The sequence below is a fragment of the Prosthecobacter sp. genome (assembly GCF_044227185.1).
Taxonomy (GTDB): domain Bacteria; phylum Verrucomicrobiota; class Verrucomicrobiia; order Verrucomicrobiales; family Verrucomicrobiaceae; genus Prosthecobacter.
This window is the reverse complement of record NZ_JBGAFO010000001.1, coordinates 214,439-239,390: the sequence shown is the minus strand read 5'-3', so window position 1 is coordinate 239,390 and position 24,952 is coordinate 214,439. Positions and strand designations below refer to the sequence as shown.

The window sequence follows — 24,952 nt, the reverse complement described above, 5'->3', positions numbered from 1 at the left end:
CCGCTGCGCTTCTGTTTTCTGAAAAGGTCAGGCGGCATGCCCGCGAGCCACTCACTTCTGACGCCAGGAAACCACGTCATCCTGCGTCTGCTGCTGCAGGTCCTGGCCCCAGCTATAGATGGCGACTTCCACGGGCAGCATCTTCGGCGGCGGGCTGATGGTGTTGGACGAGATCTTGGAATCCGAGTTGTTCAAATCCGGATTGGCCACCTGCTTGTCGCCGTTGGTGTCCAGCAGCACATAATACACGGTGCCCCACAGATCCACCAGCTTGTAAGGCGGCTGGGCGTTCACCAGGCCAAACTTGCCGTTCTTCGCGATCGGCAGGTCGATGTATTTGATGTCCTTCGGGTTCAAATTGGTGGTGCCGCCGGACGAGCCGCCGGATGAACCGCTCGAGGCTGAGGTCAGGGTCGTCAGCGCGCCGACGATGCCGCTGTTTTCATCGGTCGGCAGAGCCTGGATGTCCTGGCCGGAGGAGGCGGCGCTCAGCAGGCTGGGGTTCACCGGATAGCGGTTGTAATCGGTCTGGTAGCTCGTGATGGCGTTGCGCAGATCCTTGATCACCGTCTGCACCTGCAGCTTTCTGCCATCCGCCATCAGCTTGTTGGCCTGGGAGATGACCAGGCCGGCAAGAATGGCGATGATGGTGATGACCACCAGCAGTTCAATGAGTGTGAAGCCTGGTCGCAGGCGGGCGTTGGAACGAGGTTTGATTTTCATGATCTTCGGTTGGGTTTGTATTGGGCAGGCGCTGGGAACGGAAGGTTCAAAAAAACAGTCGTCGTTCCAGGCTGGAATTTAATCGGTTTTGCGCTGCCACGTCAATACTTGTCATGAAGCATGGCACAACTTCAGCGCTGCGGAGAACGCCGTGCGCGGCCGTTGTGAGTCTTGCAGCACCCTCGCCCGCACGAGCTTTTGATTGTCAACTAATGCTTGCATCATATACTTCAACGATTTAAATCCGCGCTTCAATCCCCCCCAGAACATACACAACAACCACGGATCGCATCAGACGATCTGAATCAACTTATGGCAAAGACAGCATCCAAGGGCAGCGCAGACAAAAAGAAGTACGTTTATTTTTTCGGACCAGGCAAATCAGATGGTGATGGTTCCATGAAAGCATTGCTCGGCGGCAAAGGTGCCAATCTCGCCGAGATGAGCCGCATCGGTCTTCCCGTGCCTCCCGGATTCACGATCAGCACGGAAGTCTGCACCTACTTCTACGAAAACAAGAAGACCTATCCGGCCTCGCTGCAGGCGCAGATGGAAGCCGCCGTCAAAGGCATGGAAAAAATCATGGGCTACAAGTTTGGTGATGCCAAGGGCTTCCCTCTTCTTGTCGCCGTGCGCTCCGGCGCGCGTGACTCCATGCCCGGCATGATGGACACCATTCTCAACCTCGGCCTCAATGACGAGACCGTGCTCTCCCTGGTGGCCGCCACGAACAACGAGCGCTTCGCCTGGGACTGCTACCGCCGCTTCGTCCAGATGTACGGAGACGTGGTGCTCGGCGTGCAGAAGCGCGAAGGCGAAGACCATGAGCCCTTCGAAGTCGTCATCGAAGAATACAAGCATGCGACCTACCACAAGGACATCCTGGACAGCGACCTGACCGCCGACGACCAGAAGGAGCTGGTGAAGCGCTTCAAGCAGCTCGTGAAGGACCGCACTGGCAAGGGCTTCCCAAGCGATCCGTGGGATCAGCTTCGTGGCGCCGCCGGCGCTGTGTTCGGTTCCTGGATGAACGACCGCGCGATCGTGTACCGCCGCAAGTACAACATCCCCGCCGAGTGGGGCACTGCCGTGAACGTGCAGGCCATGGTGTTCGGCAACACGGGTCCGACCTCCGGCTCCGGCGTGGCCTTCACCCGCAACCCTGCCAACGGCGCCAACGAGTTCTACGGTGAGTTCCTCATCAACGCCCAGGGCGAAGACGTCGTCGCCGGCGTGCGCACGCCTGAGCCTGTGGCCCAGCTGCAGAAGGAAATGCCGAAGTCCTACGCGGAGCTCATGAAGGTCCGCCAGACTCTGGAAAAGCACTTCAAGGATGTGCAGGACATCGAGTTTACCATCCAGGAAGGCAAGCTGTTCATGCTGCAGACCCGCAATGGCAAGCGCACCGCCGCCGCCGCCCTGAAGTTCTCCATGGACATGGTGAAGGAAAAGCTCATCGACTGGGAAACCGCCGTGCTGCGCAATCCTGCCGATCAGCTCGACCAGCTCCTCGCTCCGATCTTCGACGCCGCTGACGTCAAGAAGGCCAAGGCAGTCGCCACCGGTCTTCCTGCCGGCCCTGGCGCCGCCTCCGGCAAGATCTACCTCAACGCTGACCGCGCCGTCATCGCTGAGCAGAAGGGTGAAAAAGTGCTGCTCGTCCGCAACGAAACCAGCCCCGAAGACCTTCGCGGCATGATCGCCGCTGAAGGCATCCTCACCGCCCGTGGTGGTGTGTCCTCCCACGCAGCTCTCGTTGCCCGTCAGATGGGCAAGGTTTGCATCTGCGGCGCCGCCGCACTGGAAATCGACTATGACAAGAAGACCGTCACCGTGGCCGGCACCACCTTCAGTGAAGGCGACTACCTCTCCATCGACGGCACCAGCGGCACCGTGTACGCCGGCGAGCTGAAGACCGCTCCTTCCGAGATCATCACCGGCATGCTGCACGGTGACAAGGCGGCTCAGGCCACCGAGAAGTTCAAGAGCTTCCAGCAGCTCATGAACTGGTGCGGCAAGGCCACCCGCATGCAGGTCCGCACAAACGCCGACAATCCGGAGCAGACGCAGAACGCCATCTCCTTTGGCGCGCAGGGCATCGGCCTGACCCGCACCGAGCACATGTTCTTCGAAGGCGACCGCATCGACGCCGTGCGTGAAATGATTCTCGCCGACAACGTGGGCGACCGCAAAAAGGCCCTGGCCAAGCTGCTGCCTTATCAGCGCGAAGACTTCACCGGCATCTTTGAGTCCCTCAAAGGTCTGCCTGCCACCATCCGTCTCCTCGACCCGCCTCTCCACGAATTCGTGCCGCATGAGGAGAAGGCCCAGGCCGAGCTCGCCAAGAAGATGGGTGTTTCCGTCGAGAAGGTTTCCGCTCGTGTCGCCGCTCTGCATGAGTTCAATCCGATGCTCGGACATCGCGGCTGCCGTCTTGGCATCGCCTATCCTGAGATCACCGAAATGCAGGCCCGCGCCATCTTTGAAGCCGCCGCGGATGTGGCCAAGAAGAAGATCAAGGTGAAGCCCGAAGTGATGATTCCTCTCGTCGGGTTCAAGAAAGAGCTCGACCTTCAGGTGGAAATCGTGCATAAGGTAGCAAAAGAAGTGATGGCTGAGAAAAAAGTGAAGCTCGACTATCTTGTCGGCACCATGATTGAGGTGCCGCGTGGAGCTCTCACGGCAGATGAAATCGCCGAGACGGCCCAGTTCTTCAGCTTCGGCACCAACGACCTCACTCAGACCGCGCTCGGCATCAGCCGTGATGACATGGGCAGCTTCCTGATGCCCTACACCGAGAACGAGATCTTCAAGAAGAACCCCTTTGCCACTCTGGATCAAACCGGCGTGGGTCAGCTCATCAAGATCGCCATCGAAAAAGGCCGCAAGACCAAGCCCGACATCAAGCTGGGCATCTGCGGTGAACACGGCGGTGATCCTGACAGCGTCAAATTCTGCCATCGTGCAGGCCTCACGTATGTGAGTTGCAGTCCTTTCCGTGTCCCAGTCGCACGTCTTGCCGCAGCGCAGGCCGCGATCGAAGAAAAGCGCGCCGCCGCTCCGGCTGCCGCAGGAAAAAGTGTCCGTGGTGGCGCCAAAAGCGCACCCGCGGCAAAACAAAACAACAACGCAACCAACAACAAACAGAGGATAAACACCATGGCTAAGAAAGCTGCAAAGAAAGCCGCCAAGAAGGCTGCACCCGCCAAGAAAGCCGCCAAGAAGGCCGCCAAGAAGAAGAAGTAACGCATTGGCCTCCTAGGGAGGTCAATGTGGCGGAGTAATCCGCCGACAAAAGCCCTGTGGGGATCACTCCTCACAGGGCTTTATCTTTTCTGGAAGTGCAGTCGCTGAGCGTCGCGCAGGGGCGACGAAAACAGCATGCGGGACGAGACCGGGAGATCCCCGCCCTAACGCTTCACATCATCATCGTAGATGGAGCCCGGCGGAGGTGTGGAAAGGTACGTGCCCCCGGCCGACATGGCGTCATTGCGGATGTTTCTCACATTTCCGAGCTGGTCATTCGCAGAGCGAACGCTGCCCATGCCCGCCGAGCCACCCATCCCCGTGACGGCGCCATAGTTTTGGTAGGAGGGGCGGTAAAACGAGCCCATCGCGCCGGATGAGATCGCGCCGCTCATCCCGGCGCCTCCCACCTGCCCAGGGGCCAGGGCCACCGGGTGGTCAGGGGTCGGCACTCCGTCAGACTTGCGTTCAGATTCCGCCAGGTAGTGCTTGTTCCAGGCGGCATTGTTCACAGCCTCGGAGACCTTGGAGTCCAGCCGCTGCTTTTGCTCGGCATACTCGGCCTTGCTGATCGTTCCGCTGGCGCGTTTCTGATCGAGTTCATTGTACAGCACCTGATACCTGGCGCGCACCACCTTTTCATAGGCGTTCAGTTCCGCCAGCGTGGGAATGCTGTCCATGGTTCTGCTGGCGCAGGAGGCCAGCAGCCCGGAGAGCAGGGCGGCCAGCAGCAGGGTGGAGGTTTTTTTCATCTTTATTAAGATACGTCTGGGAACTGCCGTGTTCAAATCAAAGCACCGGTTGCATCCTGCTCCCGGGCGCTCATTTTACCCGGAAAGCCCCCTGTTTTGGACCCCCTCGACGCCGCCCTGCAAGCTCCTGAACCCCGCGGCAGCTACCTGCCGTACCCCGTTTCGCGTCTTGCCGCCAAAATCGTCCCGCAGGACCTGACCAGCTTCAAATCCCGCGGCGTCTCCCGCGTCGAGCGCGTGCTGCAGCAGGAAATGGTCGAAATCCAGGAGCGCTACATGGAAGTCATCGACGCCTTCAACTGGAACAAGCTTATTTACGAGAGCCACTTCGGCTTCGAGCCCGTCTGCGGTGAAGTCTATCACCTCTACGAAGTCGAGGGCAGGCGCCAGCTCAGCATGATCGCACCCGCGGAGTGGCGCCAGCGCTGGCTCGGCAGTGTCAGGCTTAATGCGGATGGCCGCTGGCAGATTGAAAAAGCTGCGCCAGATTTCAACATCCGCGACTGGGTGCAAACCTCCGCCGTCCCGTGATGCAACCAACCTTCTCAGACATCGGCCAGCGCCTCGCCGGCCCCAGCGGCATCCAGGAACTCATGGATGACTGCGGCGCCGCGCTCACCACGCATCCTGACATGCGCATGCTCGGCGGCGGCCAGCCCGCCGCCATCCCCGCCGTGCAGCAGCTCTGGCGTGAACGCATGCAGGCCATGCTGGGAGACGGCAGCATGGACCGCACCCTGCTCAACTACGATCCCCCCGGCGGCAATCCGCTTTTCCGCGAAAGCTTCGCGGCCTTCCTCAAGCGCGAGTGCGGCTGGGACGTGACGCATGAAAACGTCGCGGTCATGCCCAGCTCCCAGTCGGCGTTCTTTCTGCTCTTCAATCTTCTCGCCGGGCAGACTGGTGCTGGAAAACGCCGCATCCTTTTCCCGCTGCTTCCGGAGTACATTGGCTACGCCAATCAGGCGCTCGCTGAGGGTCAGTTCACCGCCTGCCTGCCGCGCATCGTCGAAACCGCCCCGCACGAGATCAAATACCACGTCGATTTCGACCAGCTCCGCATCACGCCGGATGTCGCTGCGATGTGCGTCTCCTGCCCCACCAATCCCACGGGCAACGTCCTCACGCAAAACGAGTTCGACAGCCTCCACGCCCTGGCAGACTCGCACGGCATTCCGCTCATCATCGACAACGCCTACGGCCACCCGTTCCCCGGCGTCATTCACAATGGCTTCCAGCCCAAGTGGCGGCCCGGCATGATCTTCAGCATCAGCATGAGCAAGGTCGGCCTGCCCGGCGTGCGCACGGCCATGATCGTGGCCGATCCCCACATCGTGAAGGCGCTTTCAAACATGAACGCCATCGTCTCGCTCGCGAATGGCAATCTCGGTCAGGCGCTCCTCATGCCGCTGCTCAAAGACGACACCCTCGTCAGGCTCGGCCCCTCCGTCATCCGGCCTTTCTACCGCGAGCGCTCAGACTTCGCCAAATCCGTGCTCGCTTCCGCCCTCGGCGACCGCGTGCCCTGGGCCCTGCATGCGCAGGAGGGCGCCTTCTTCCTCTGGCTCTGGATCAACGGTCTCCCCATCACCGCCGCGGAGCTGTACCGCCGTCTCAAAGAACGCAAAGTCCTCGTCATTCCCGGCCACTACTTCGCCTTCGGCTTGAACAAAGACTGGCGTCATCCCCACGAATGCCTGCGCCTCACCTACTCGCAGCCTCGGAGCATCGTGGAGGAGGGTCTTCAGATCATTGCCGATGAAATCATCCGCAGTTTCTGAGCCCTTCTCCGCCTCGGAGCGCGGACCTCCGAGTCCACAGCACTCCGCAGATTCGCCTGGCTCAGCATCCCCCAAAGCCGAGCCCTTCTCCGCCTCGGAGCGCGGACCTCCGAGTCCGCAGCACCCCGCAGACTCGCCTGGCTCAGCATCCCCCAAAGCCGAGCCCTTCTCCGCCTCGGAGCGCGGACCTCCGAGTCCGCAGCACTCCGCAGATTCGCCTGGCTCAGCATCCCCCAAAGCCGAGCCCTTCTCCGCCTCGGAGCGCGGACCTCCGAGTCCGCAGCACTCCGCAGACTCGCCTGGCGCAGCATCCCCCAAAGCCGAGCCCTTCTCCGCCTTCATGGCCCGCGCCCTGTTTGACCCCGAACGCGGCTACTACACCCGGCACATCAAAACCGTCGGCGCACGGGGCGACTTCAGCACCTCCGCCACTCTCTCATCCTCCCTCGGCCACGCCATCGCCGCCTGGCTCAAAACAGAGTCGCGTCTCCAGCCGCACGTCCGCCACGTCATCGAAGTCGGCGCCGGAGATGGCTCGCTCATGCACACCGTGCGCAAATCTCTCGGCTGGTGGGCACGCCGCCGCTTCGCCTTCCACATCGTCGAAACCTCCCCGGTGCTGCGCCAGGAGCAGCAAAAGAAACTCGGCGGTAAAGTGACGTGGCATGCGGATCTCCCGTCCGCGCTCGCCGCCGCCCAGGGCCACGCCTTCATCTGCCACAACGAACTGCTCGACGCCTTTCCCGCCACGCTGGTGCAGTGGAGCGCCGCCGGGCAGCGCTGGCTCGAAGTGCATGTGCCTGAATCGCTTCATCCCCACACGCTCGATCCATCGCATTACAGCGCACTGCGCCACACCACCTTCGCAGACCGCCAGCGCTGCGAGCTCCACCCCAGCATTCGTGACTGGCTCCGTGAATGGACGCCGCGGTGGAAAAGCGGCGCCATGCTCACCATTGATTACGGCGGCGACTTTCCCCGCCTCTACCATCGCCGGCCACACGGCACGCTGCGTGCTTATCTCCTGCATCAAAGGCTCACCGGAGCAGACATCTATGCCAACCCCGGCCGTCAGGACATCACCGCCGACATCAATTTCACCGACTACTGCGCCTGGCTGCACGAGCTTGGCCTCACCGCGGCCTCGCATCAGACATTGGCAGAATTCCTATCGGCGCATTCCGCGCCAGCCTGGCTCACGGATCCGGATGGAGCCGGAACTGCTTTCAAATGCTTCGTGCATCGCCCTCAGGCATGCGCATCATAAAACCCTCCTCCATGAATTCCGTCAACGAACGCCCCGGCACGCTTGAGAAAGCGCTCAAGATCAATCTCGCTCATACCATCTACGGCACCTTTGCTGAGATCGGTGCGGGGCAGGAGGTCGCCAACTGGTTCTTCCGCGCCGGCGGCGCCTCCGGCACCGTGGCGAAAACCATGTCCGCCTATGACATGACCATCAGCGACGAGATTTACGGCAAGTGCTCCCGCTACGTCTCGCGCCAGCGCATGTGCGCCATGCTTGAGCACGAGTACCCCATGCTCGTCCAGCGCCTGAATGCAAAGCGCGGCGCCACCACCACCTTCTTCACCCTGGCAGACACCATCCGCGCCCGCTCCTACCGCGACACCAAGGAGGAATGCCATGGCTGGATCGGCCTGCGCTTCCAGACTGAGCCCGGCGGCCCCAGCAGCGAGATCCAGATGCATGTGCGCCTGCTGGACGACTCCAACGCGCGCCAGTCAGATGCCGCTGGAAAGCTCGGCGTGAACCTCATCTACGCCGCCTTTCATCTGCGCGCGGACCTCTCCTTCTTTCTTCAGAGCCTGCTCGATGATCTCACCCGCAAGCGCGTCGAGATCGACATGATCGACTTCACCGGGCCCGCCTTCGCCGCGTCAGAATTCCAGGACCGCCTCGTGGCGCTGAAGCTAGTCCGCCTCGGACTCGCAGACGCCGCTCTCTTCGGCGCCGACGGCGAGATCTGGCAGGCCTCCGACGTGCTCTACAAAAAGCCCGTCTTCCTCAAGCGCGGCAGCTTTGATCCCATCACCCGGCTCAATCTCGACATGATCGAGCGCGGCCAGGCCGCCTTCCAGGCCGACTTCGGCGAGGCCGCGCGCAACAACGTGGAGATCCTGGAGATCACCATGCACAATCTCCTCGCCAGCGGCGCCGAGGTGCCGGACAGCGAATTTCTCGCCCGTGCGGATGTCCTCCAGGCCCTCGGCAAAAACGTGCTCATCTCCAAGTATCCCGAGTTCCATCGCGTCAGCAGCTACCTCGCCCGCCACACCCAGTGCCCCATCGGCATCGTTCTCGGCCTGCCGCTCTTCCAGGAGCTTTTCAATGAACGCTGGTGCCTTGATCTCGAAGGCGGCCTGCTGGAGGCCTTCGGCCGCCTCTTCAAAAACCAGGTGCGCGTCTATGTCTATCCCATGGGCAACCCGATGAACGGCCAGATCCTCAGCGTCAACGACGCCCAGGTGACGCCCGAGCAGAAGCACCTGCTCCGCTACCTCATCGAAACCCAGAGCGTCCGCGCCCTGGAGGAGCCCAATCTCGACTACCTCTTCCACACCAGCGCCGAAGTGCGCAACATGATCAACGCCCGCGACATGAACTGGCAGTCGCTCGTGCCTGACATCGTGCTCAAGCAGGGCCCGTGGCGCGAGATCGGCAAGCTGGCCATGTAAGTAGTCCAGTTGCGCCGCAACTGGTTCAAAGCCCCTTGACGCCCCATGCCGTCCGCGGCCACTCTGCCTCCATGCAAGACGCCACGGCTGAAGACCTCGACCTCATCTCCCTCACCCAGTTGCGGCAGGTCGCCAATCAGTCGCCGCAGCCCTACCGCCTGCACCTCCAGGTCGAGTCACGCCTTGAGAAGACCACCAGCGCCGGCAGCCCCTTCTTTGAGGTGAAGCTCGTCGATGCCGCGGACTCCCTCGTCTGGCGCATCTTCGACAACAACCCACTGTTTGCAGACGCCGCCAAGCTGGCCCGCAATGCCTTCATCCAGCTCGCAGGCCAGTGGGTGGACGGCAAATACGGCATCGAGCCCCGTCAGGTGCAGATGCGCCTCCTCACCGAAGACGAGACCAGCACCCTCCTGCTCGGGGACCCGGACCTCGCCTCCCGCCAGCAGGCCGACTATGCGGACATCCTCGCCTTCATCGAATCCCTGCGCGATCCGCGTCTGCTGAAGCTCTGCCTGCTGTTTCTCGAGCGCCATGGCGAGCGCTTCCGCCGCACCGGCGCCGCGCGTAAAAATCACCACGCCCGCCGCGGCGGCCTGGTGGAGCACGTGGCGCAGATGATGCGCTGCGCCTCGGCGGTCGCCGCCGTCTATCCGCAGTTAAACCGCGACCTTATGATTGCCGGCGTGCTGTTTCACGACTGCGGCAAGCTCTGGGAAAACGTCTATGCCGAGTCCGGCTTCACCATGCCCTACAATCTCACCGCCGAGATGCTGGGCCACATCCCGCTCGGTCTTGAGCTGGTGAACAAGCTCTGGCGGGACATGATGGAGGACCCCGCTGCCGCCGGGTGGGCCGCGCTGGAGCCCGCTTCTGAAGTCGTGCGCCTGCACTTGCTGCATCTCATCGCCGCTCATCATGGCTCCCTTGAGTTCGGGTCTCCCGTGCTGCCGAAAACACCCGAAGCCATCGCCCTCCATCACGTCGATAACATTGACGCCAAGCTCGAAATGTTCCGCCGCGGCTACGCCAGCAGCAAGGAGCTGGGCCCCGGCATCTATGAAAAATTCCCTCCCTGGCCCGTGAACATCGTCGCGCCGCTGCCCTCGGTCCCTCCCCCTCAAGGAGAAGGGGTCTCCTGACCCCTTCTGAAAGTTTAAAATCCTACGCCCGCAGCTTCATCAGCGCCGCGCGCACCATCAGCGCCTCGCCAATGTTTTCGTTCGTCAGCAGGCCGATGAGCCTGCCGTCGGCGGGGTCCAGCACCGGCAGCGCCGGGCAGTTGCTCGCGTTCAGCACCTCCAGCGCCTGAGTCAGTTCGCTCGCGGGCTCGGTGGAGGAAGGGCAGGGGCGCATCACCTCCACCACCGTCTGTCCCGGCCCCTTTTCCGCCAGCGCGGAGATCAGATCATGCCGCGTCAGCATTCCCTGCATGCCGCCGTGGGTGTCCAGCACCGGAAAGTCCTGCTGCGTTCCGGCCAGCAGCAGTTCCACCCCGTCGCGCAGCGCGGCATCAGGCGGCAGGCTGCGGAAATCCGTGAGCATCGCATCACGCACCCGCAGGTTCCTGGTGGCCTCCTGCTGCATCACGCTCGCCGCCTCCTGGCCTGCGGCCATGAAGATGAAGAAGCAGATCAGCAGAATCATCGGCTGCAGCGTGTGGTTCAGCAGCATGTAGAGCGTCACCATCATCGCGATGCCCTGCCCGATCGTCGCCGCCCGCCGCGTTGCCACCGTGTACTCCATGAAGCTGGCAAAGATCGCCCGCAGCACACGGCCTCCATCCATGGGAAAGGCGGGGATCAGGTTGAAGACCACCATCAAGATGTTCCACATCATCAGCTTTTCAAAGAAGCCGCCGGCCCCGAGAAAATTATATCCCGGGTGAAACACCGCATTGATGCCCACTCCCAGATAAATGACGCTCGCGATGATCACATTCACCAGCGGTCCGCTGATGGCCACCACGAACTCCTCGGATGGCTTGCGCGGCATCCTCTCCAGCCGCGCCACACCGCCGATGGGCAGCAGCGTGATGTCCGGCGTACGGATGCCATACCCCCGCGCCGCCAGCACATGGCCAAACTCATGCAGCACCACGCAGGCAAACATCGTGATGATGAACACCATGGACCCCACCGCCCCCGAGGCACCCTGCCCGCTCAGATAGCTCTGGCTCGCCACAAACATCAGCAGCAGCAGAAAGGTGGCATGCACCCGGACTTCCGTGCCGGCGAGGGTGAAGAGGCGAAAGGACCATTTCATAAGGGAAGGGGACTCTAGGTTTTGGCGGACTTGGAGGGATCGTAGTAGATGCGCACATCCGCATCTTTGATGCCCAAAATGTCCTGCGCGCGCCTCAGCGCATTGCGCGTGGAAAGATTGGGGTTGGAGGGGCTCGCGGGAAAGAGGTTGTCCTTGCCGATGACCTCCACCATGCCCGCGTCCTTCAGCACCCGGTACAGATCCTTCAGCACCCCGCTCACAATCAGGTCCCGTCCGTCCGCGCGCAGCGTGCGCACCAGTTCTTCGATCGCCATCGCGCACGTCGCGTCCAGGTGGCGCGCGTTCTTCAGCCGCAGGATGACAATCCTCAGATTTGGGTCCGTGCAGGAGCGCAGAATCTGTGTGCGGAAAAGGTCCGCCGAGGCAAAAAACAAATCGCCTTCCACATGCACAATCGAGATCGCCGGATGCTGCCGCGCTCCCTGGCTTGCCTCCGCCAGGTTTCCCTCCGCGTTGAACTCATACTCCACCAGGGAGGGGTGGCTGGCCTTGTGCAGGTACAGGATGATCGAGATGCCCACGCCCGTGAAGATCGCCACGTGCAGCGGCACCAGCAGCGTGGCCGCAAAGGTCGTCACAAACACCACCGCGTCCGATCCCGTGGCACGCAGCGAAATGCGAATCTGCCGCCTGTTGATCAGCGCCACCGCCACGCAGATCACCATCGCCCCCAGCGCCGCCTTCGGGACATACGCCACCAGCGGGCCGATCGTCAGCGCCGCCACCAGGCAGACCGTGCCGCTGAAGACCGCGGAGATCGGAGACACCGCCCCGCTCTCATACGCCGCCAGGGAGCGCGTCAGCGAATGTGAGGCCGGCATGCCGCTCAGGTAGGCGCAGGCCAGGTTCGCCGCCCCCAGGCTTAGCATGTCCTGGTTCGCATCCACGCTGTGTCCTGAGCGGCTCGCCAGCGTGCGCGCCATCGCGGAGTTTTCCATCATCGAGACAAACGCCAGGGAGAGCGCCAGCCCGAAGAGCTGGCTGAACTGCGCCGAGGCGTTCCCGCTGGTGAAGTCCGGAAACGGCGGCAGCAGCGTGCGCCAGGTGAAGGACAGGTCCGAATACGTCGCCACATGCCATCCGATCTTGTTCATCAGCGCGGCCACGAGAGACATCAGCACCAGCGTCAGCGTCAGCGCCGGAAAGCGCTTCCCGAAACGTTTCAGCCCATAATAGCTGCCGATCGCCAGCGCGCAGATCAGCACGCTCGGCCAGTGAATCGTCCCCAGGTTCCCCAGGACATCATGCAGGTCGGACACCAGCGTGCGCCCCATCGCCTTGCCAGGCGGCGCGGGGAGCTGCTGCCCCAGCACCACCGGAAGCTGGTGCGCAAACATCTGCAGGGCCGCACCCGTGAGGTACGCCACCACCACCGCGCGGCTGATGAACCGCGCCATGTCCGCCACCCGGAAGTAGGCGCCGAAGATCAGCAGCGCGCCCACCAGAAACACCAGCATTGGCATTGCCTGCAACTGGTTCAGATTCGGAAACGAGGCGAAGTAGGAGGACACCATGAACGCCGTCGCATTCGTCGGCCCGTAGATCGAGTGCCGCGAGCTCATCAGCAGCGCGCCCACCACGCAGGCCACCGCCGAGCACGTGATGCCATAGGCCAGCGGCAGCCCCGCCACCACCGCAAACGCCATCCCCTGCGGGATAGCCAGCAGCGCGCCGTCCATTCCGCTTCTGAGGTCCGCCTTCAGGTACTCCTTGTGGTACCCTTTCAGGATTTGCTTCAGCGGAAACGGGTCCAGCTCGCTCGCCGCGGTCATGGTATGCAGCCATGCCCGGGCCCGGTGCGCATAGTCACGCATCTGCTGGGGCCAGTCTCGTGGGTTGGAAAGCATGGAAACGCTTGGCCCAAGCTAGACGTCTCAGCACAGATCACAAGCACAGTGCTTATCGATTGCCGCTGGACGCGAGGATTTGCCGAATCACCATGACCTATGCCTGCCCCTGATGACGAACTGATCCCCGACGTGGTGGAGCACCCCATCGGCCCCGAGCTCGATCTTCACACCTTCCGTCCCGGCGAAATCAGCAGCCTCATTCCTGAATACTTCGCCGAATGTCGCCGCCGCGGCATCCTTCGCGTCCGCATCATCCACGGCAAAGGCAGCGGCACCCTGCGAACTGGCGTGCATCAGCTCCTTGCCACACTCCCGGAAGTCCGGCAGTTCATCTGGCCCGCCGATGAAACCAGCGGCTCCTGGGGCGCCACCTGGGTCATTTTGCGGGCGTGAGAGGTGCCAGAGATGCAGCCCGGAGGCCGTTCAGGCCGCCACACTGAGGAGAGGAATGGCATCGTACTCCTCTTCATTGGCCTCCTCCGCGATTCTGATGTCGTAATGAGCCTGTAGGTTGAGCCAGAAATTGGTGCCTGTGCCAAAAGCCTTCCCCAGCCGGATGGCGCTGTCTGGGGTGATGCCACGACGTGCTTTGACCAGATCGCTGATGCGACTGGCAGGGAGCCCGGTGGCCTGGGCCAGCTTGTACTGGCTGATACCCTCCGGCTCCAGAAACTCAGCGAGAAGAATCTGGCCCGGATGAACCGGCGGAATGCGGTCGTTTTTTGATTTCATGGTTAAAAGGGGGTGAAGGGTTGCTTTAATGGTAGTCGGCAATTCGGACGGAACTGGCCCTGCCTGTGTCTTCGGACCAGACAAAAAGAATGCGCCACTGCTTGTTGACCCGGATGCTCCAGAAGTCTTTCAGACTGCCTGTCAGCTTCTTGCAATGCAGTCCAGGGCGAAGTTGAAGCGCCTTAATGTTCTCGATGGAGTCGAGCATCAAAAGCTTCGTATAAGCAGCAGACTGTATGTCCCGGGGCAGCTTTTTGGAAAAACTGCCCTTAAAAACAGTCTCGGTCTCCTTGTCTGCAAAACTGGTGATCACAGCGCGATTCTACCTCCGCGCCATCCACAAGGCCAGTGTTAGTTCTGTTTTTGGTGCCTACGGCTTCCACGCCGCGCTCGTCCACACCTTCGGCTTCGCATTCTCCAGTTTCTCCAGGTCCAGCGGCGTGCTGTCTTTGACCTCCAGCTTCTCCCCCCGGACTTCCAGCGTTAGGGCGCCGGCCAGATCGGCCTTTTCCAGCCAGAAGCGCAGCCGGATGTCCCCGGTGGTCTGCGCCTCGGCCGTGGGTGGGCGCTCGATGGGCAGGATGAAGGGGGGCACCTCCTTGCCGGCGGCATTGATCAGGCGAACATCGGGGGCCTGCATGGAGAGGGGCCGGGGGCTGGTGTTCTTGTAGCGCACCTCCAGGTCCAGCCGGGCGTTGCCAAAATCCCGCTCCACCGTGCAGCGGCGCAGTTGCAGCGGCGAGTCCGGCCTTGTTTCCGGGCCGGTTTCGCCCGGGTTCGGCCCCGTGGAAAACGCCCACCAGATGGCGATGCCCCCCACGAGGAGCAGCAGCCAGACCTCAAATCTCTGAAAAATGCGCATAGGGCTTAAGTCGGGGATGTCGTTCTCTGTTTGTCAAAACCGCCAAACTGTCTATCATGCCCGCCCCTCCGGCCCGGACGCGGCTCCCACCGCCCGGTTTTTGCGGTGGAAAACACTTCGCCCCCTAACCCCTTTCTCATGAACATCAACGTCGAACATCAGCCCAACTGCCGCGCCGTCGCCCACGTCCGCGTTCCTTCCGACCAGGTCGGCAAGGAGCGTGACGAGATCATCACCTACTTCGCCAGCATGGTGCGCCTGCCCGGCTACCGCCCCGGCAAGACGCCGAAGAGCATCGTCGCCAAGCGCTACGAAAACGAAGTGAAGGACGAACTCGAAAAGAAGCTCATCAGCGAAGGTCTGCGCCAGGCCGTGAAAAGCGGCGGCCTTGAGCTTCTCAACGTCCTCGCCGTGAACGACAAGATGTATCACGACTCCGACAAGAGCTTCAGCTTCACCATCGAGATGAGCCTCGCCCCGAAGTTTGAGCTGCCCGAGTACACCGGCATCCCCGTCAAGCTCCCGCGCATCGAGGTCACCGACGCTGATGTGGACCACGATCTCCTCCACCTGCGCGAGCACCACGCCACCTATGAAGACGTGGAACGCACCGCCGTCATTGGCGATGTCGTCGTTCTCAGCGTCACCGGCAGCCTCGAAGGCCAGCCGCTCACAGAAGCCATGCCTGACGCCCCCGCCCATCTCAAGGAGATGAAGGAAAACTGGTTCCTCCTCGGCGAAGAGGACGACTTCCTCCCCGGCTTCTACGCCGGCCTCGTCGGCATCGCCAAAGGCGACGAGCGCACCCTGAACATCACCCTCGCGGACGACTTCGGCTTCGAAGCCCTGCGCGGCAAGACCATCGCCCTCGCCGTGAAATGCCATGGCGTGAAAAACAAGGCCGTGCCGGAGCTCACCGAAGAGCTCATCAAAAAAGTCGGCGGTGAGGAAATGACCCTCGAAACCCTGCGCGATGAAGTGCGCGACGCCATCCGCCGCCGCCGCGAAAAAGCCCGCGACGCCGCCAAGTCCAACCAGGTCATCGCCCACCTTTTCGAAAAGGTGGAGTTCGAACTCCCCCAGGAAGTCGTGAACCGCGAGGCCCAGCGCCGCACCAACGAGATCGCCCAGCGCGCCATCCAGCAGGGCATCGGCGAGGAAGAGCTCATCAAGCAGCAGGACGAGATCCTCAACAGCGCCACCAATCAGGCCCGCCAGAACGTCAAGGTCAGCTTCATCCTGGAGCAGATCGCCAAGAAGGAGGCTCTCGAAGTCCCCGGCCAGAAGGTCGCCATGGCCCTCGCCCAGCTTGCCGAGCGCCAGAACATGCCCGCCAAGAAGTTCATGGCCGAAGCCCAGAAGAACGGCCTCATCGACAACATCCGCGGCGACCTCCTCCTTCAGGAAGCCATGGAGTTCCTCAAGGACAAGGCCGTCGTCGAAGAGACCGACCCCGAGCCCGAACACTGCGACGTTCACAGCAAGTGATCTGACAGGGAGCCGTCAGGGTTTCAACGCAAGGTCAAGCAGGTCGTCACCGGCCTCTTGACCTTGTTCGTTTCACGGCGCGCCGGGCTTTGCTAAATCTTGGGAGTGAAAAGGGAGAGGTCGTAAATCCCCAGCGTCTTTTCGATCTCCGCGACCTTCTCCACCATCCCTTCAAAGCCCAATGCCGTTAAGCAATCTTGATGACTTCATATTGCGGGGCGGCGGACACGGAGGTGGGCGAGAGCATGCGCGGCCAGTCCTTCACGGTCTGACGCACCTTGCGCTGACAACTTCGGGGGCGTCTTGGGGACAGCGCAAAGGCGGCGATTTGAGCCCGCACGCGCCGCGTCAGCTCGGCTTGAGCGGCCTGATCCATCAGACCCTGGGCCGAACTGAGCACCAGCCATAGCGCCTGGGTGTGCTCAAGACAGATGCTCAGGCTGATGCGCACCGCTCCGGCGGCCTGCACCTCGCCCCCGGCCTCTGCGGCCACCGCCAGGCGCTCCTCGGCCACCAGCGCGCACGCCATGAGCAGCGCCGCGATCTCCTGCTGCGCGGTCTCAGGGGTGTGGCTTTGCAGCAGCCCGCTGCGCGCCACCTGCAGCTTGAGCTCATGATAAAACACCTCCTGCTCCCAGCGCCTCGCATAAAGTTCGAGAACCTCCCGCGCCCCGGCCTGCTCCACGCCCAGGCTGGTCCACAGCCGCACCTCCACCCACTTGCCCTGCGTGCGGCTCCACACGCGTCCGCGCACTTCGCGCACCACCATCGTTTTGAGCACCTTGCGCCACTTGACCTTGTCACAGAGGCGCACCTCCACCATGGCAGAGCCGTCGCCCAGCGGCGCGCGCACCCCGGCCGCGAGCTTGTCTTTGACTCGCACCAGATAGTGCTGCGATCTGGCTGTGTCGCACTGCTGCTGCAGCACGTCGAGCACGGATGCATACCCATAGAGGCGGTCAAGGATCAGCAGGCTGTGCTGCGGCAGGGCCGCCAGCAGCGGCAGGCTCAGCGCCATCTCGCTTTCCCCGTCAAGCCCCAGCGTGGCGTGCAGCGGCGCATGGGTGCCCAGCTCCACGAGTGCCGCCATGCGGATGTGGGCGAAGGCGGCGCTGCCGCTGCGTGTCTGCATCTTGGTCATGCGCGCAAGATGCTGCGCAGTGTTGGTCACGCTCCAGCGTGTGCCGTCGATGCCCATGAGGCGCAGCCCCTGGAAAAAGCAGGCTGCATGCACGCTCACATCGGCCAGCGGCCGCAAGGTCTCACGCATGATGAGCAGGAAGATGTCCTCGCCAAGCTGCTGGCGGCGCTGGCTGAGGGCGGAGTCACTGAGTGTCATGCCGAAAAAATGGCGCAGGCATTGGGAGAAGCGACCGGCAAAAGGCAGGGAGTGGGCGATGAGGCCAACGATGATCTGCCAGTCGAAAATCTTGCGACGAGGCCCCTGATGGCGCTTCTGGTCAGCCGTCTCAAGTTCATCTCTGCTCCATTGCAACAGCCTGAGAATGCGGCTGACGAGATCAACGGACGAGTCTTGGACCACAACAGCATCGGATGGCGGGTGCATCCCATGTCAGTTAACCATGAAATTATAAAGTACAGTAATTATAGCTTAACGGCATTGCTTCAAAGCCCTCTTTCCCAAAGAGCTCGTGCTCTTTCTTTTCAAAGTCCTCCCCCAGTGAGTCATACTCGTGCTGGCTCACGATCTGACGAAACGCCGGAAACAGCACCGTGTCCTCCCGCGCCTCATGCGGTTCATACATGCGGATGAACTGCCGCAGGGAATCCGTCAGTTGATTCCGTTCATCGGCGGTCTTCAGCGCTTTCGCAGTGGCCAGCTTCAGCGTGATCTCCGTGAGCCGCCGCCCGCCCTGGTGCTGCGCTCGCAGAGTTGACACCAGCTCCACCAGCCTGCCCGCCTTTTCAAAGCGCGGGAACAGAAAATCCTCCTCCAGCTTCTCGTGGTAATCCTCGATGAAGTTGCGAATGATCCTGGCCGAGTCCGCCAGCGCCGCAGGCGGCAGATCCTCGCCTTTTTCGATCCGCCGGATGCCCTCTCCATAAATGAGCAGCACCCGCTTGAGCAGCCCATGCTCGCGCATCAGGTCTTCGGCAGGCGAGACATCCTCTTCCTCCTTTTCTTCCTTCTCCTTCTCTTTGGCCCAGGCGCCTCCGAGCATGCCCGCGGCCGATGCCGCGGTGATGATCCCGCCTGTGCAGCGGATGAAGCTCCTCCGGCCTGACAGTGCGTTCGTTTTCATGGTGGGTCGTACGGCAAGGCTTTTGCCGTAAACCTATTTCGACTCACGGGGCACGGGCGGCCGTACGATCATGCAGCTATGCCGCGGCCCCGCCTTCTCCGTTGTCACAGCTCCTTGATCGAAACATTCCTGAACTGAATCAGGCTGGACGCCGCTGAAAGCTCGCCGGTCTTCGGATTTTTGCCGCCATGATGCTGCAGCCCCAGCCTGCCTTTGGCGGGTACGCCGGGCAGTTGCGCGTTTTCGATCACCGTCTGGCCGTTCAGCACCACGGTCAGCCGGTCCCCCTTCATCGTGATTTCAAAGGTGTTCCATTCGCCCACCGGCTTGTCCGCCTTCACCTTCGGGGTCACACCCGCACGCACTTCGGGCGGCATCGTTTTGTCCATGCGGTAGCCATACACTTCGCCGGAGCCCACCGGCCAGCACCAGATGTTCACCTGGGATTTGCCGGCGCCGCGCAGGTAGATGCCCGAATCAGCGTTCGGCGTGGGGATTTTGATCTCCTTGCCCTTTTCATCCAGCTTGTGGGTGCCGTCCGGCAGCACCACCGGCATGTCATAGAGGCCGGTGGTCTGCTTGAGCCGCCAGTCGATCTTCAGCGTGAAGTCACCGTACTCCTTCGCCGTCCACAGATCCTTGCTTTTGTTCGGCGCCTCGCTGCATGCATCGTAGTCGATCACCCCGTCCAGCACCTTCCAGTGGCCGTTGTCACCCGCCGGCACCACCCAGTTCGTCAAATCCTTGCCGTTGAACAGCGGCGTGAAACCGTCCTCCGCAGCGAAGGAAGTGGCTGACAGGGCAAGGAGGAGGAACGGGCGGAGCAGCGTCTTCATGGTCGGAAGAAAACGCCGCAGGCAAGGTTTGCATTGCACGCCGAAGCCTGAATGTGGCATGAATGCGGATGTCTCCAGACCTCCATGCCTCCCTGAAGCAGCACTTTGGCCACAAGGCCTTTCGTGCCGGGCAGCAGCAGGTCATGGAGACCCTGCTCGCTGGCAGGAGCGCGCTGGCCTTGTTTCCCACCAGTGCCGGCAAATCGCTCTGCTACCAGCTCCCCGCATTGCTCATGGAGGGCGTCACCCTCGTCATCTCACCGCTCATCGCGTTGATGAAGGACCAGGTGCAGGCCCTGCGCGCACGCGGCATCGCCGCCGCCCGCCTGGACTCCTCGCTCTCCGCCGATGAAGCCGCGCAGGTCTTCGACGACATGCGCAACGGCACCCTGAAGCTCCTCTACATCGCCCCGGAGCGGCTCATGAATGAAAACTTTGTCGAGCGTCTCAAGCGCCTGCGCATCGCCATGATGGCCGTGGATGAAGCCCACTGCATCTCCGAGTGGGGCCACAACTTCCGCCCGGAGTACCTGCGCCTGGCCCTCGTCGCGCAGGAGCTCGGCATCCGGCCCGTGCTCGCCCTCACCGCCACCGCCACGCCCTCCGTCGCGGCAGACATCCGCAAAGCCTTTGCCATTGAGCCGGAGGATCACGTGCAGACCTCCTTCCTGCGGCCAAACCTGCACTTCCGCATCACCCCCTGCACCGCGCAGCAGCGCCTGCCCGTGCTCACCAAGCTGCTGCTCAAGCGCAAGGTCCCCTCCATCGTCTATGTCACCCTGCAAAACACCGCCGAGCAGGTCGCCACGCATTTGCAGAAGAGCGGCGTCAATGCCCTCGCCTACCACGCCGGTCTGCCGGATGAGCACCGCCACGCCGCGCAGGATGCCTTCATGACCGGCCAGACCGATGTCATCGTCGCCACCATCGCCTTCGGCATGGGCATCGACAAGGCGGACATCCGCGCCGTCTATCACTACAACCTGCCCAAGACCCTCGAAAATTACTCGCAGGAAACCGGCCGCGCCGGCCGCGATGGCAAGACCTCCGTCTGCGAACTCCTCGCCTGTGCGGACGACTGCATCGTACTGGAAAATTTCACCTTTGGCGACACCCCCACGCCGCAGGCCATTCGCCAGCTTCTCGATCATCTTCTCCTCCAGGGCACCGAGTTCGACGTCTCCATGTACGATCTCTCCCACGCCACGGACATCCGCCCGCTGGTCATCGAGACCGTCATCACCCATCTGGAGCTCGATGGCATCCTGCGTCCGCTTGGCTCCTTCTACGCCAGCTATCAGTTCCGCTTCATTTCGCCGGAGCAGCGCATTCTCTCCGGCCACAAGCCCGAGCGCCAGGCCTTCCTCCGCAGCCTGTTCCAGTGCGGCAAACGTGGCACCAAATGGACCACCCTCAATCCCGACGAAGCCGCCGCCGAACTCAATGAACCCCGCGAGCGCATCCTCAAAGCCCTCACCTGGCTCCAGGAATCCGGAGACATCGAGCTCAAGCCCAGCGGCAGCCGTCAAAAGTATCGCCTCTCCGAAGACGCGCATCGTCGCGATCCCAAGGAGATCACGAAAAAGATGCAGCAGCTTTTCGCCGACCGCGAACGCCGGGACGTCGAGCGCCTGCGCGAGGTGCTCACTTTTGCAGAACACCGCGGCTGCCTCACCCGCTGGCTCCTGAACTATTTCGGCGAGTCCATGCCCGCCGACTGCGGCACCTGCACCAGTTGCAAAGAGCGCGAGAAAGGCAGCACAGACGAGTCACCACGCAGCATTCCGCAGTCCGCACCGCCGCCGATCACCGTGCAGCACGTGGCCGCCATCCGCGAAGTCATCGCCGAGCGCAAAGCCGCCCTGCGCAACTCCCGCCAGCTCGCCCGCTTCCTCTGCGGCCTCACCAGCCCCGCCTCCACTCGCGAGCGCCTCAGCCGCCACCCCTCCTTCGGCCTCCTCGAGCGCATCCCGTTTGGCGATGTCCTCGCTCAAACGGAAACCATGCTGGGATAATACGTTAAAACGTATTTTGAGTTATTGCCCCCAGTTGGGTTGCCGTGCCCAAATAGCATAGCAATTTTTGACATGCTTGAATACCCCATAATGGTTCCACGGTCGCCGTACCAAGGGCAAAACCTTAAACTGCTTCAGCGCGCAGAAGAATATAATCGCCTTGCTAGCTTGCTGGAGACTCACATTAATGCTGAAGTTCGAAAATTTCAGAGAACTAGATTTTTATTTGGCAGTCTGGCTCGAGAGCTAAACTTTTCTCCCGAAAAAGTTCGGGAAATTCTTCTTCGACTTGGAGACGGCGGATGTGGATTCTCAGTTTGTTTGCCAGCAGAGAACAAACAGTAAATTTTCAAACCGCTGACATGACGCTAATGAGACGCTGATAAAGGCATGCTGGAAATTCATTATTAGCGTCTTATCAGCGTCCCATTAGCGGTTGAAAATCTTGGATAAACCCTGGTTGATGCTTCAAAAAACATTTCCTTGCCAGAACGCCCTTCCTTTGGCGGTATGTGCCTTTCCACCCAAACCACCACCATGCGCATTCTCCCGCTTCTTTCCGTATTCCTCGCCGCCGTCAGCCTGCGTGCCGAGTCCCTCCTGCCGCCAAACGCCCGTGTCGCCGTCATCGGCGACAGCATCACCGAGCAGAAAATCTATTCCAAATACATCGAGACCTACCTGCTCGCCTGCACCGGCCGCAGTGACATCCGCGTCTTCCAGTTCGGCTGGAGCGGCGAGCGTGCCGGCGGTTTCGCCGCACGTCTGGAAAACGACCTCGCCGTCTTCAATCCCAATGTCGCCACCACCTGCTACGGCATGAATGACGGCAGCTACCGCCCCTACGCCCCCGAAGTCGGCGCCGAGTATGAGAAAAACATGCGCCTCGTCATCGAGGGCCTGAAAAAAGTCGGCGTCAAGGTCATGGCCATCGGCTCCCCCGGCGGCGTCGATCCCGACTTCTTCAAGAAAAACGTCACCGGCGCGGACTACAATGACAACCTCGCCCACCTGCGCGACATCGCCAAAAAGCTCGCGGAAGAAAACAAGCAGCCCTTTGCCAACGTGCACGACACCATGATGTCCGCCCTCACCAAGTCGAAGGCCGCGCTCGGCAAAGAATACGGTCCCTTCGGTGGCGACGGCTTCCACCCCGCCCCCGCCGGCCAGCTTCTCATGGCGCAGGCCTTCCTGAAGGCGCTGGGCTTTGACGGGGACATCGGCCGCGTCACCATCGACATGAAAGGCCCCAACACCGCCAGCAGCGGCCACGTGGTCAAAGACCTCAAGCTCGGCAGCGTCACGCTGGAGAGCACCAAGTGGCCCTTCGTTTTCGATGCCGATCCGAAGTCCGCCGGCAGCAACCGCAGCATCCTTCCCTTCACCAGCTTCAATGAAGACCTCAACCGCTTCACCCTCAAAGTGCTGAACCTCGGCACTGCCAAGGGCAAGGTCACCTGGGGCGGCCAGAGCAAGGAGTTCACCCGCGAGCAGCTCGAAGCAGGCGTCAATCTGGCCGCCGAATTCACCAAGACCCCCTTCGACAACGACTTCGCCGGCCTCACCGCCGCCATCACCGTGAAGGAGGCCTTTGAAACGACGATGATCAAAAACCTCGTCACCCACATGCGCGTCATCGCCGCTGAAGCCGCCGAGGAGCCCAAGGTCGCCGCCGCCCTGGTGAAGCTGAAAAAGAAACTGGCCGACGAGCACGCCAAGATGGACGCCAACGTCCGCAAGGCCGTCAAGCCCGTCACCCACACCATCACGGTCCAGGAAGTCCGCTAGGCCCTGCTCACAGCAGGTCCTCCCACGGCAGGCAGCGGTAAAACCAGAACTCCAGCCGGCGCATCAGCGATGCGCCCGGCTCGAGGCGCCTCACCGCAGGCTGCCCGTTCGGAAGCTGCCCTGTCCACAAGATCGAGCCGTTCGGCGCACGTGTGACGTGCCAGCTGTTCTGCGGCTGCAGCCCCTTCATAAGATGCGACTTCAGACGCGCCGCAAAGGCCATGCTGTGGATGATCACGCCCGTCTCCGTGTTGATGTACTTGGAGCGCGGATCCATGTTGTAAGAGCCGATGAACGACACGTCGTTGTCGATCACGAAGCCCTTCGTATGCATGCCCAGCGGCGTCAGTCTCCGCGCGTGGATGTACTCCTTCCGGTCCGCCGCATACGCATTGAGTTCATAAAAGCTCACTCCCGTGTCCAGTGCGGCCACCCGCCGGTTGGCTATCCCCGCCATCGCCGCCACCCCGTCCGTGGACGCCAGTGAATTCGTCAGCACCTGCACTTTGACACCTCGCGCAGTGGCCGCGCGCAGCAGGTTCAGCGTGTCGCTCTGCGGGATGAAATACGCGGCATGCATCAGCACCCCGTGCCGGGATTTGCGCACCGCGGCCTCGATGTTGTGCCACACCGGAGACGCCACATTCCACAGCCGCATCATCCGTTCCGGCGGGTCCGCCACAAATTCATACTCCGCCCAGATCATGCGGCTCACCAGCTGGTGCAGGGTGTCCAGCGACTCGGCCCGGCTCAGCGTCAGCGGGTATGGTTTGCCGTTTTTCACAGCCAGGCCCCGCTTCTTCCGCGCCACATGCTTGCGCAGGTCCTGCAGTCCCTTGCGCTCACGGTTGGTGATCTTTTCCTTGTTGCCCGGACGCGTCAGCGGTGATCTCCAGTAGAGCTCAAAGGACTTCGCTGCCGCCTCCACCACCGGTCCGGACGCAATGAAATCCAGGTCCCGCATGTTGTGGTGGCGGTGGATGCCGAAGTAGGGGTCCCCCAGATTGCGTCCTCCCCCCATCAAGAGCGTGCCGTCGGCGATCATGATCTTGTTGTGCATGCGGCTTTGCATGCGGTCGATCTCCCCGATCACCGGGATGGGATTTCCCGCAAAGATGCCCTTCAGATCCGTCATCGGATTGAAAAAGGCCACCTCAATGTTCGGGTGCGCCGCCAGCGCGGCGGAGCTCACCTCCACCTGGGCGTCCATCGTGTTGTCCAGCAGCAGCCGCACCTTCACCCCCCGGTCGGCCGCCGCCAGCAGCCGGTCGGCAAAGGTCGTCCCCACCACGTCGTCACTCCAGATGTAGTACTGCAGGTCCAGCGTGCGCTGCGCCGCCTCCACCATCGCCAGCCGCGCCAGAAAGGCCTCCCGCCCGTCCGGCAGCATCTCAAATCCGGACGTCCCCTGGCGCCGCACCGTGTGCTGCCGGCACGCATGCGCGATCGTCTCCTGGCTCACAAACCCCACCGTGGGCAGCGCGCTGGAGTTCGGCCGCGTGCTCCCGCAGGAGGTCAGTTGCAGGCTCAGGATCCCGTACGCAGCAAGTCGCGGCCATGATTTCATGTCATATGATCCCAGCCTCATACAAAGACGCAAGTTCGTCGAAAAATGAATCGCTTGCGGCGTTC

The 24,952-nt window shown here is 61.9% G+C and carries 21 protein-coding genes; 10 read left to right on the top strand and 11 right to left on the bottom strand.

The window, feature by feature from the left end; all coding sequences use genetic code 11:
* Positions 1–51: 51 nt before the first annotated feature.
* Positions 52–723: a type II secretion system protein gene (locus ACILSQ_RS00850; protein ID WP_395741673.1), complete on the bottom strand. Its 672-nt coding sequence runs from the start codon at positions 721–723 to the stop codon at positions 52–54.
* 312 nt (positions 724–1,035) lie between these two features.
* Between ACILSQ_RS00850 and ppdK the strand changes: the two genes are divergently transcribed.
* On the top strand, positions 1,036–3,969 hold the full coding sequence (gene ppdK / locus ACILSQ_RS00845; RefSeq protein WP_395741672.1) for a pyruvate, phosphate dikinase: 2,934 nt from the start codon (positions 1,036–1,038) through the stop codon (positions 3,967–3,969).
* Positions 3,970–4,133: 164 nt separating this feature from the next.
* Here the strand turns inward: ppdK and ACILSQ_RS00840 are convergent, their stop codons facing one another.
* On the bottom strand, positions 4,134–4,721 hold the full coding sequence (locus ACILSQ_RS00840) for an SHOCT domain-containing protein (RefSeq protein WP_395741671.1): 588 nt from the start codon (positions 4,719–4,721) through the stop codon (positions 4,134–4,136).
* A gap of 96 nt (positions 4,722–4,817) precedes the next feature.
* On the opposite strand from ACILSQ_RS00840, the gene ACILSQ_RS00835 reads away from it, so the two are divergent.
* The 5 genes from ACILSQ_RS00835 (at position 4,818) to ACILSQ_RS00815 (ending at position 10,341) form a co-directional block, all read left to right on the top strand.
* Positions 4,818–5,252, top strand: a complete 435-nt coding sequence (locus tag ACILSQ_RS00835; RefSeq protein WP_395741670.1) for a DUF2452 domain-containing protein — start codon at positions 4,818–4,820, stop codon at positions 5,250–5,252.
* Positions 5,252–6,502 (top strand): valine--pyruvate transaminase, encoded by a 1,251-nt coding sequence (locus tag ACILSQ_RS00830; protein ID WP_395741669.1) that lies wholly within the window; start codon positions 5,252–5,254, stop codon positions 6,500–6,502. Before ACILSQ_RS00835 ends, ACILSQ_RS00830 begins: the two co-directional genes overlap by 1 nt.
* Positions 6,503–6,842: 340 nt before the next feature.
* Positions 6,843–7,769, top strand: coding sequence for an SAM-dependent methyltransferase (locus ACILSQ_RS00825; RefSeq protein WP_395741668.1), 927 nt, complete (start codon positions 6,843–6,845; stop codon positions 7,767–7,769).
* An 11-nt stretch (positions 7,770–7,780) separates the two neighbouring features.
* The gene (locus tag ACILSQ_RS00820; RefSeq protein WP_395741667.1) at positions 7,781–9,199 is read left to right on the top strand and encodes a TonB-dependent receptor; all 1,419 of its coding nucleotides are present in this window, start codon (positions 7,781–7,783) and stop codon (positions 9,197–9,199) included.
* Between the two features lie 71 nt (positions 9,200–9,270).
* Positions 9,271–10,341 (top strand): HD domain-containing protein, encoded by a 1,071-nt coding sequence (locus ACILSQ_RS00815; RefSeq protein ID WP_395741666.1) that lies wholly within the window; start codon positions 9,271–9,273, stop codon positions 10,339–10,341.
* A gap of 22 nt (positions 10,342–10,363) precedes the next feature.
* Here the strand turns inward: ACILSQ_RS00815 and ACILSQ_RS00810 are convergent, their stop codons facing one another.
* Both ACILSQ_RS00810 and ACILSQ_RS00805 read right to left on the bottom strand, forming a co-directional pair.
* Entirely contained in the window at positions 10,364–11,464 is a 1,101-nt protein-coding gene (locus ACILSQ_RS00810; protein WP_395741665.1) for a site-2 protease family protein, read from the bottom strand.
* Positions 11,465–11,478: 14 nt separating this feature from the next.
* Positions 11,479–13,332, bottom strand: coding sequence for a SulP family inorganic anion transporter (locus ACILSQ_RS00805; RefSeq protein ID WP_395741664.1), 1,854 nt, complete (start codon positions 13,330–13,332; stop codon positions 11,479–11,481).
* Positions 13,333–13,431: 99 nt separating this feature from the next.
* On the opposite strand from ACILSQ_RS00805, the gene ACILSQ_RS00800 reads away from it, so the two are divergent.
* On the top strand, positions 13,432–13,728 hold the full coding sequence (locus ACILSQ_RS00800; RefSeq protein ID WP_395741663.1) for a Smr/MutS family protein: 297 nt from the start codon (positions 13,432–13,434) through the stop codon (positions 13,726–13,728).
* 30 nt (positions 13,729–13,758) lie between these two features.
* Here the strand turns inward: ACILSQ_RS00800 and ACILSQ_RS00795 are convergent, their stop codons facing one another.
* The 3 genes from ACILSQ_RS00795 to ACILSQ_RS00785 are packed head-to-tail and all read right to left on the bottom strand — an operon-like array spanning position 13,759 to position 14,929.
* Positions 13,759–14,067 carry a HigA family addiction module antitoxin gene (locus ACILSQ_RS00795; RefSeq protein ID WP_395741662.1) on the bottom strand — a complete coding sequence of 103 codons (309 nt, stop codon included), beginning with the start codon at positions 14,065–14,067 and terminating at the stop codon, positions 13,759–13,761.
* 25 nt (positions 14,068–14,092) lie between these two features.
* Positions 14,093–14,380: a type II toxin-antitoxin system RelE/ParE family toxin gene (locus ACILSQ_RS00790; RefSeq protein ID WP_395741661.1), complete on the bottom strand. Its 288-nt coding sequence runs from the start codon at positions 14,378–14,380 to the stop codon at positions 14,093–14,095.
* A 57-nt stretch (positions 14,381–14,437) separates the two neighbouring features.
* On the bottom strand, positions 14,438–14,929 hold the full coding sequence (locus ACILSQ_RS00785; protein ID WP_395741660.1) for a hypothetical protein: 492 nt from the start codon (positions 14,927–14,929) through the stop codon (positions 14,438–14,440).
* Positions 14,930–15,067: 138 nt separating this feature from the next.
* On the opposite strand from ACILSQ_RS00785, the gene tig reads away from it, so the two are divergent.
* Positions 15,068–16,417: a trigger factor gene (tig, locus tag ACILSQ_RS00780; protein WP_395741659.1), complete on the top strand. Its 1,350-nt coding sequence runs from the start codon at positions 15,068–15,070 to the stop codon at positions 16,415–16,417.
* A 187-nt stretch (positions 16,418–16,604) separates the two neighbouring features.
* On the opposite strand, the gene ACILSQ_RS00775 is transcribed toward tig, so the two are convergent.
* From ACILSQ_RS00775 to ACILSQ_RS00765, 3 genes are all read right to left on the bottom strand, one after another.
* Positions 16,605–17,984: an IS4 family transposase gene (locus ACILSQ_RS00775; RefSeq protein ID WP_395741658.1), complete on the bottom strand. Its 1,380-nt coding sequence runs from the start codon at positions 17,982–17,984 to the stop codon at positions 16,605–16,607.
* 22 nt (positions 17,985–18,006) lie between these two features.
* Entirely contained in the window at positions 18,007–18,681 is a 675-nt protein-coding gene (locus ACILSQ_RS00770) for a hemerythrin domain-containing protein (protein WP_395741657.1), read from the bottom strand.
* Positions 18,682–18,785: 104 nt separating this feature from the next.
* Entirely contained in the window at positions 18,786–19,517 is a 732-nt protein-coding gene (locus ACILSQ_RS00765) for a DUF1080 domain-containing protein (RefSeq protein WP_395741656.1), read from the bottom strand.
* 68 nt (positions 19,518–19,585) lie between these two features.
* On the opposite strand from ACILSQ_RS00765, the gene ACILSQ_RS00760 reads away from it, so the two are divergent.
* Both ACILSQ_RS00760 and ACILSQ_RS00755 read left to right on the top strand, forming a co-directional pair.
* The gene (locus ACILSQ_RS00760) at positions 19,586–21,532 is read left to right on the top strand and encodes an ATP-dependent DNA helicase RecQ (protein ID WP_395741655.1); all 1,947 of its coding nucleotides are present in this window, start codon (positions 19,586–19,588) and stop codon (positions 21,530–21,532) included.
* Between the two features lie 537 nt (positions 21,533–22,069).
* Positions 22,070–23,320 carry an SGNH/GDSL hydrolase family protein gene (locus tag ACILSQ_RS00755; protein ID WP_395741654.1) on the top strand — a complete coding sequence of 417 codons (1,251 nt, stop codon included), beginning with the start codon at positions 22,070–22,072 and terminating at the stop codon, positions 23,318–23,320.
* A 7-nt stretch (positions 23,321–23,327) separates the two neighbouring features.
* Here ACILSQ_RS00755 and ACILSQ_RS00750 read toward each other — a convergent pair whose 3' ends face one another.
* Complete coding sequence (locus ACILSQ_RS00750) at positions 23,328–24,887, bottom strand: phosphatidylserine/phosphatidylglycerophosphate/cardiolipin synthase family protein (protein ID WP_395741653.1); 1,560 nt, start codon at positions 24,885–24,887, stop codon at positions 23,328–23,330.
* Positions 24,888–24,952: the final 65 nt, after the last annotated feature.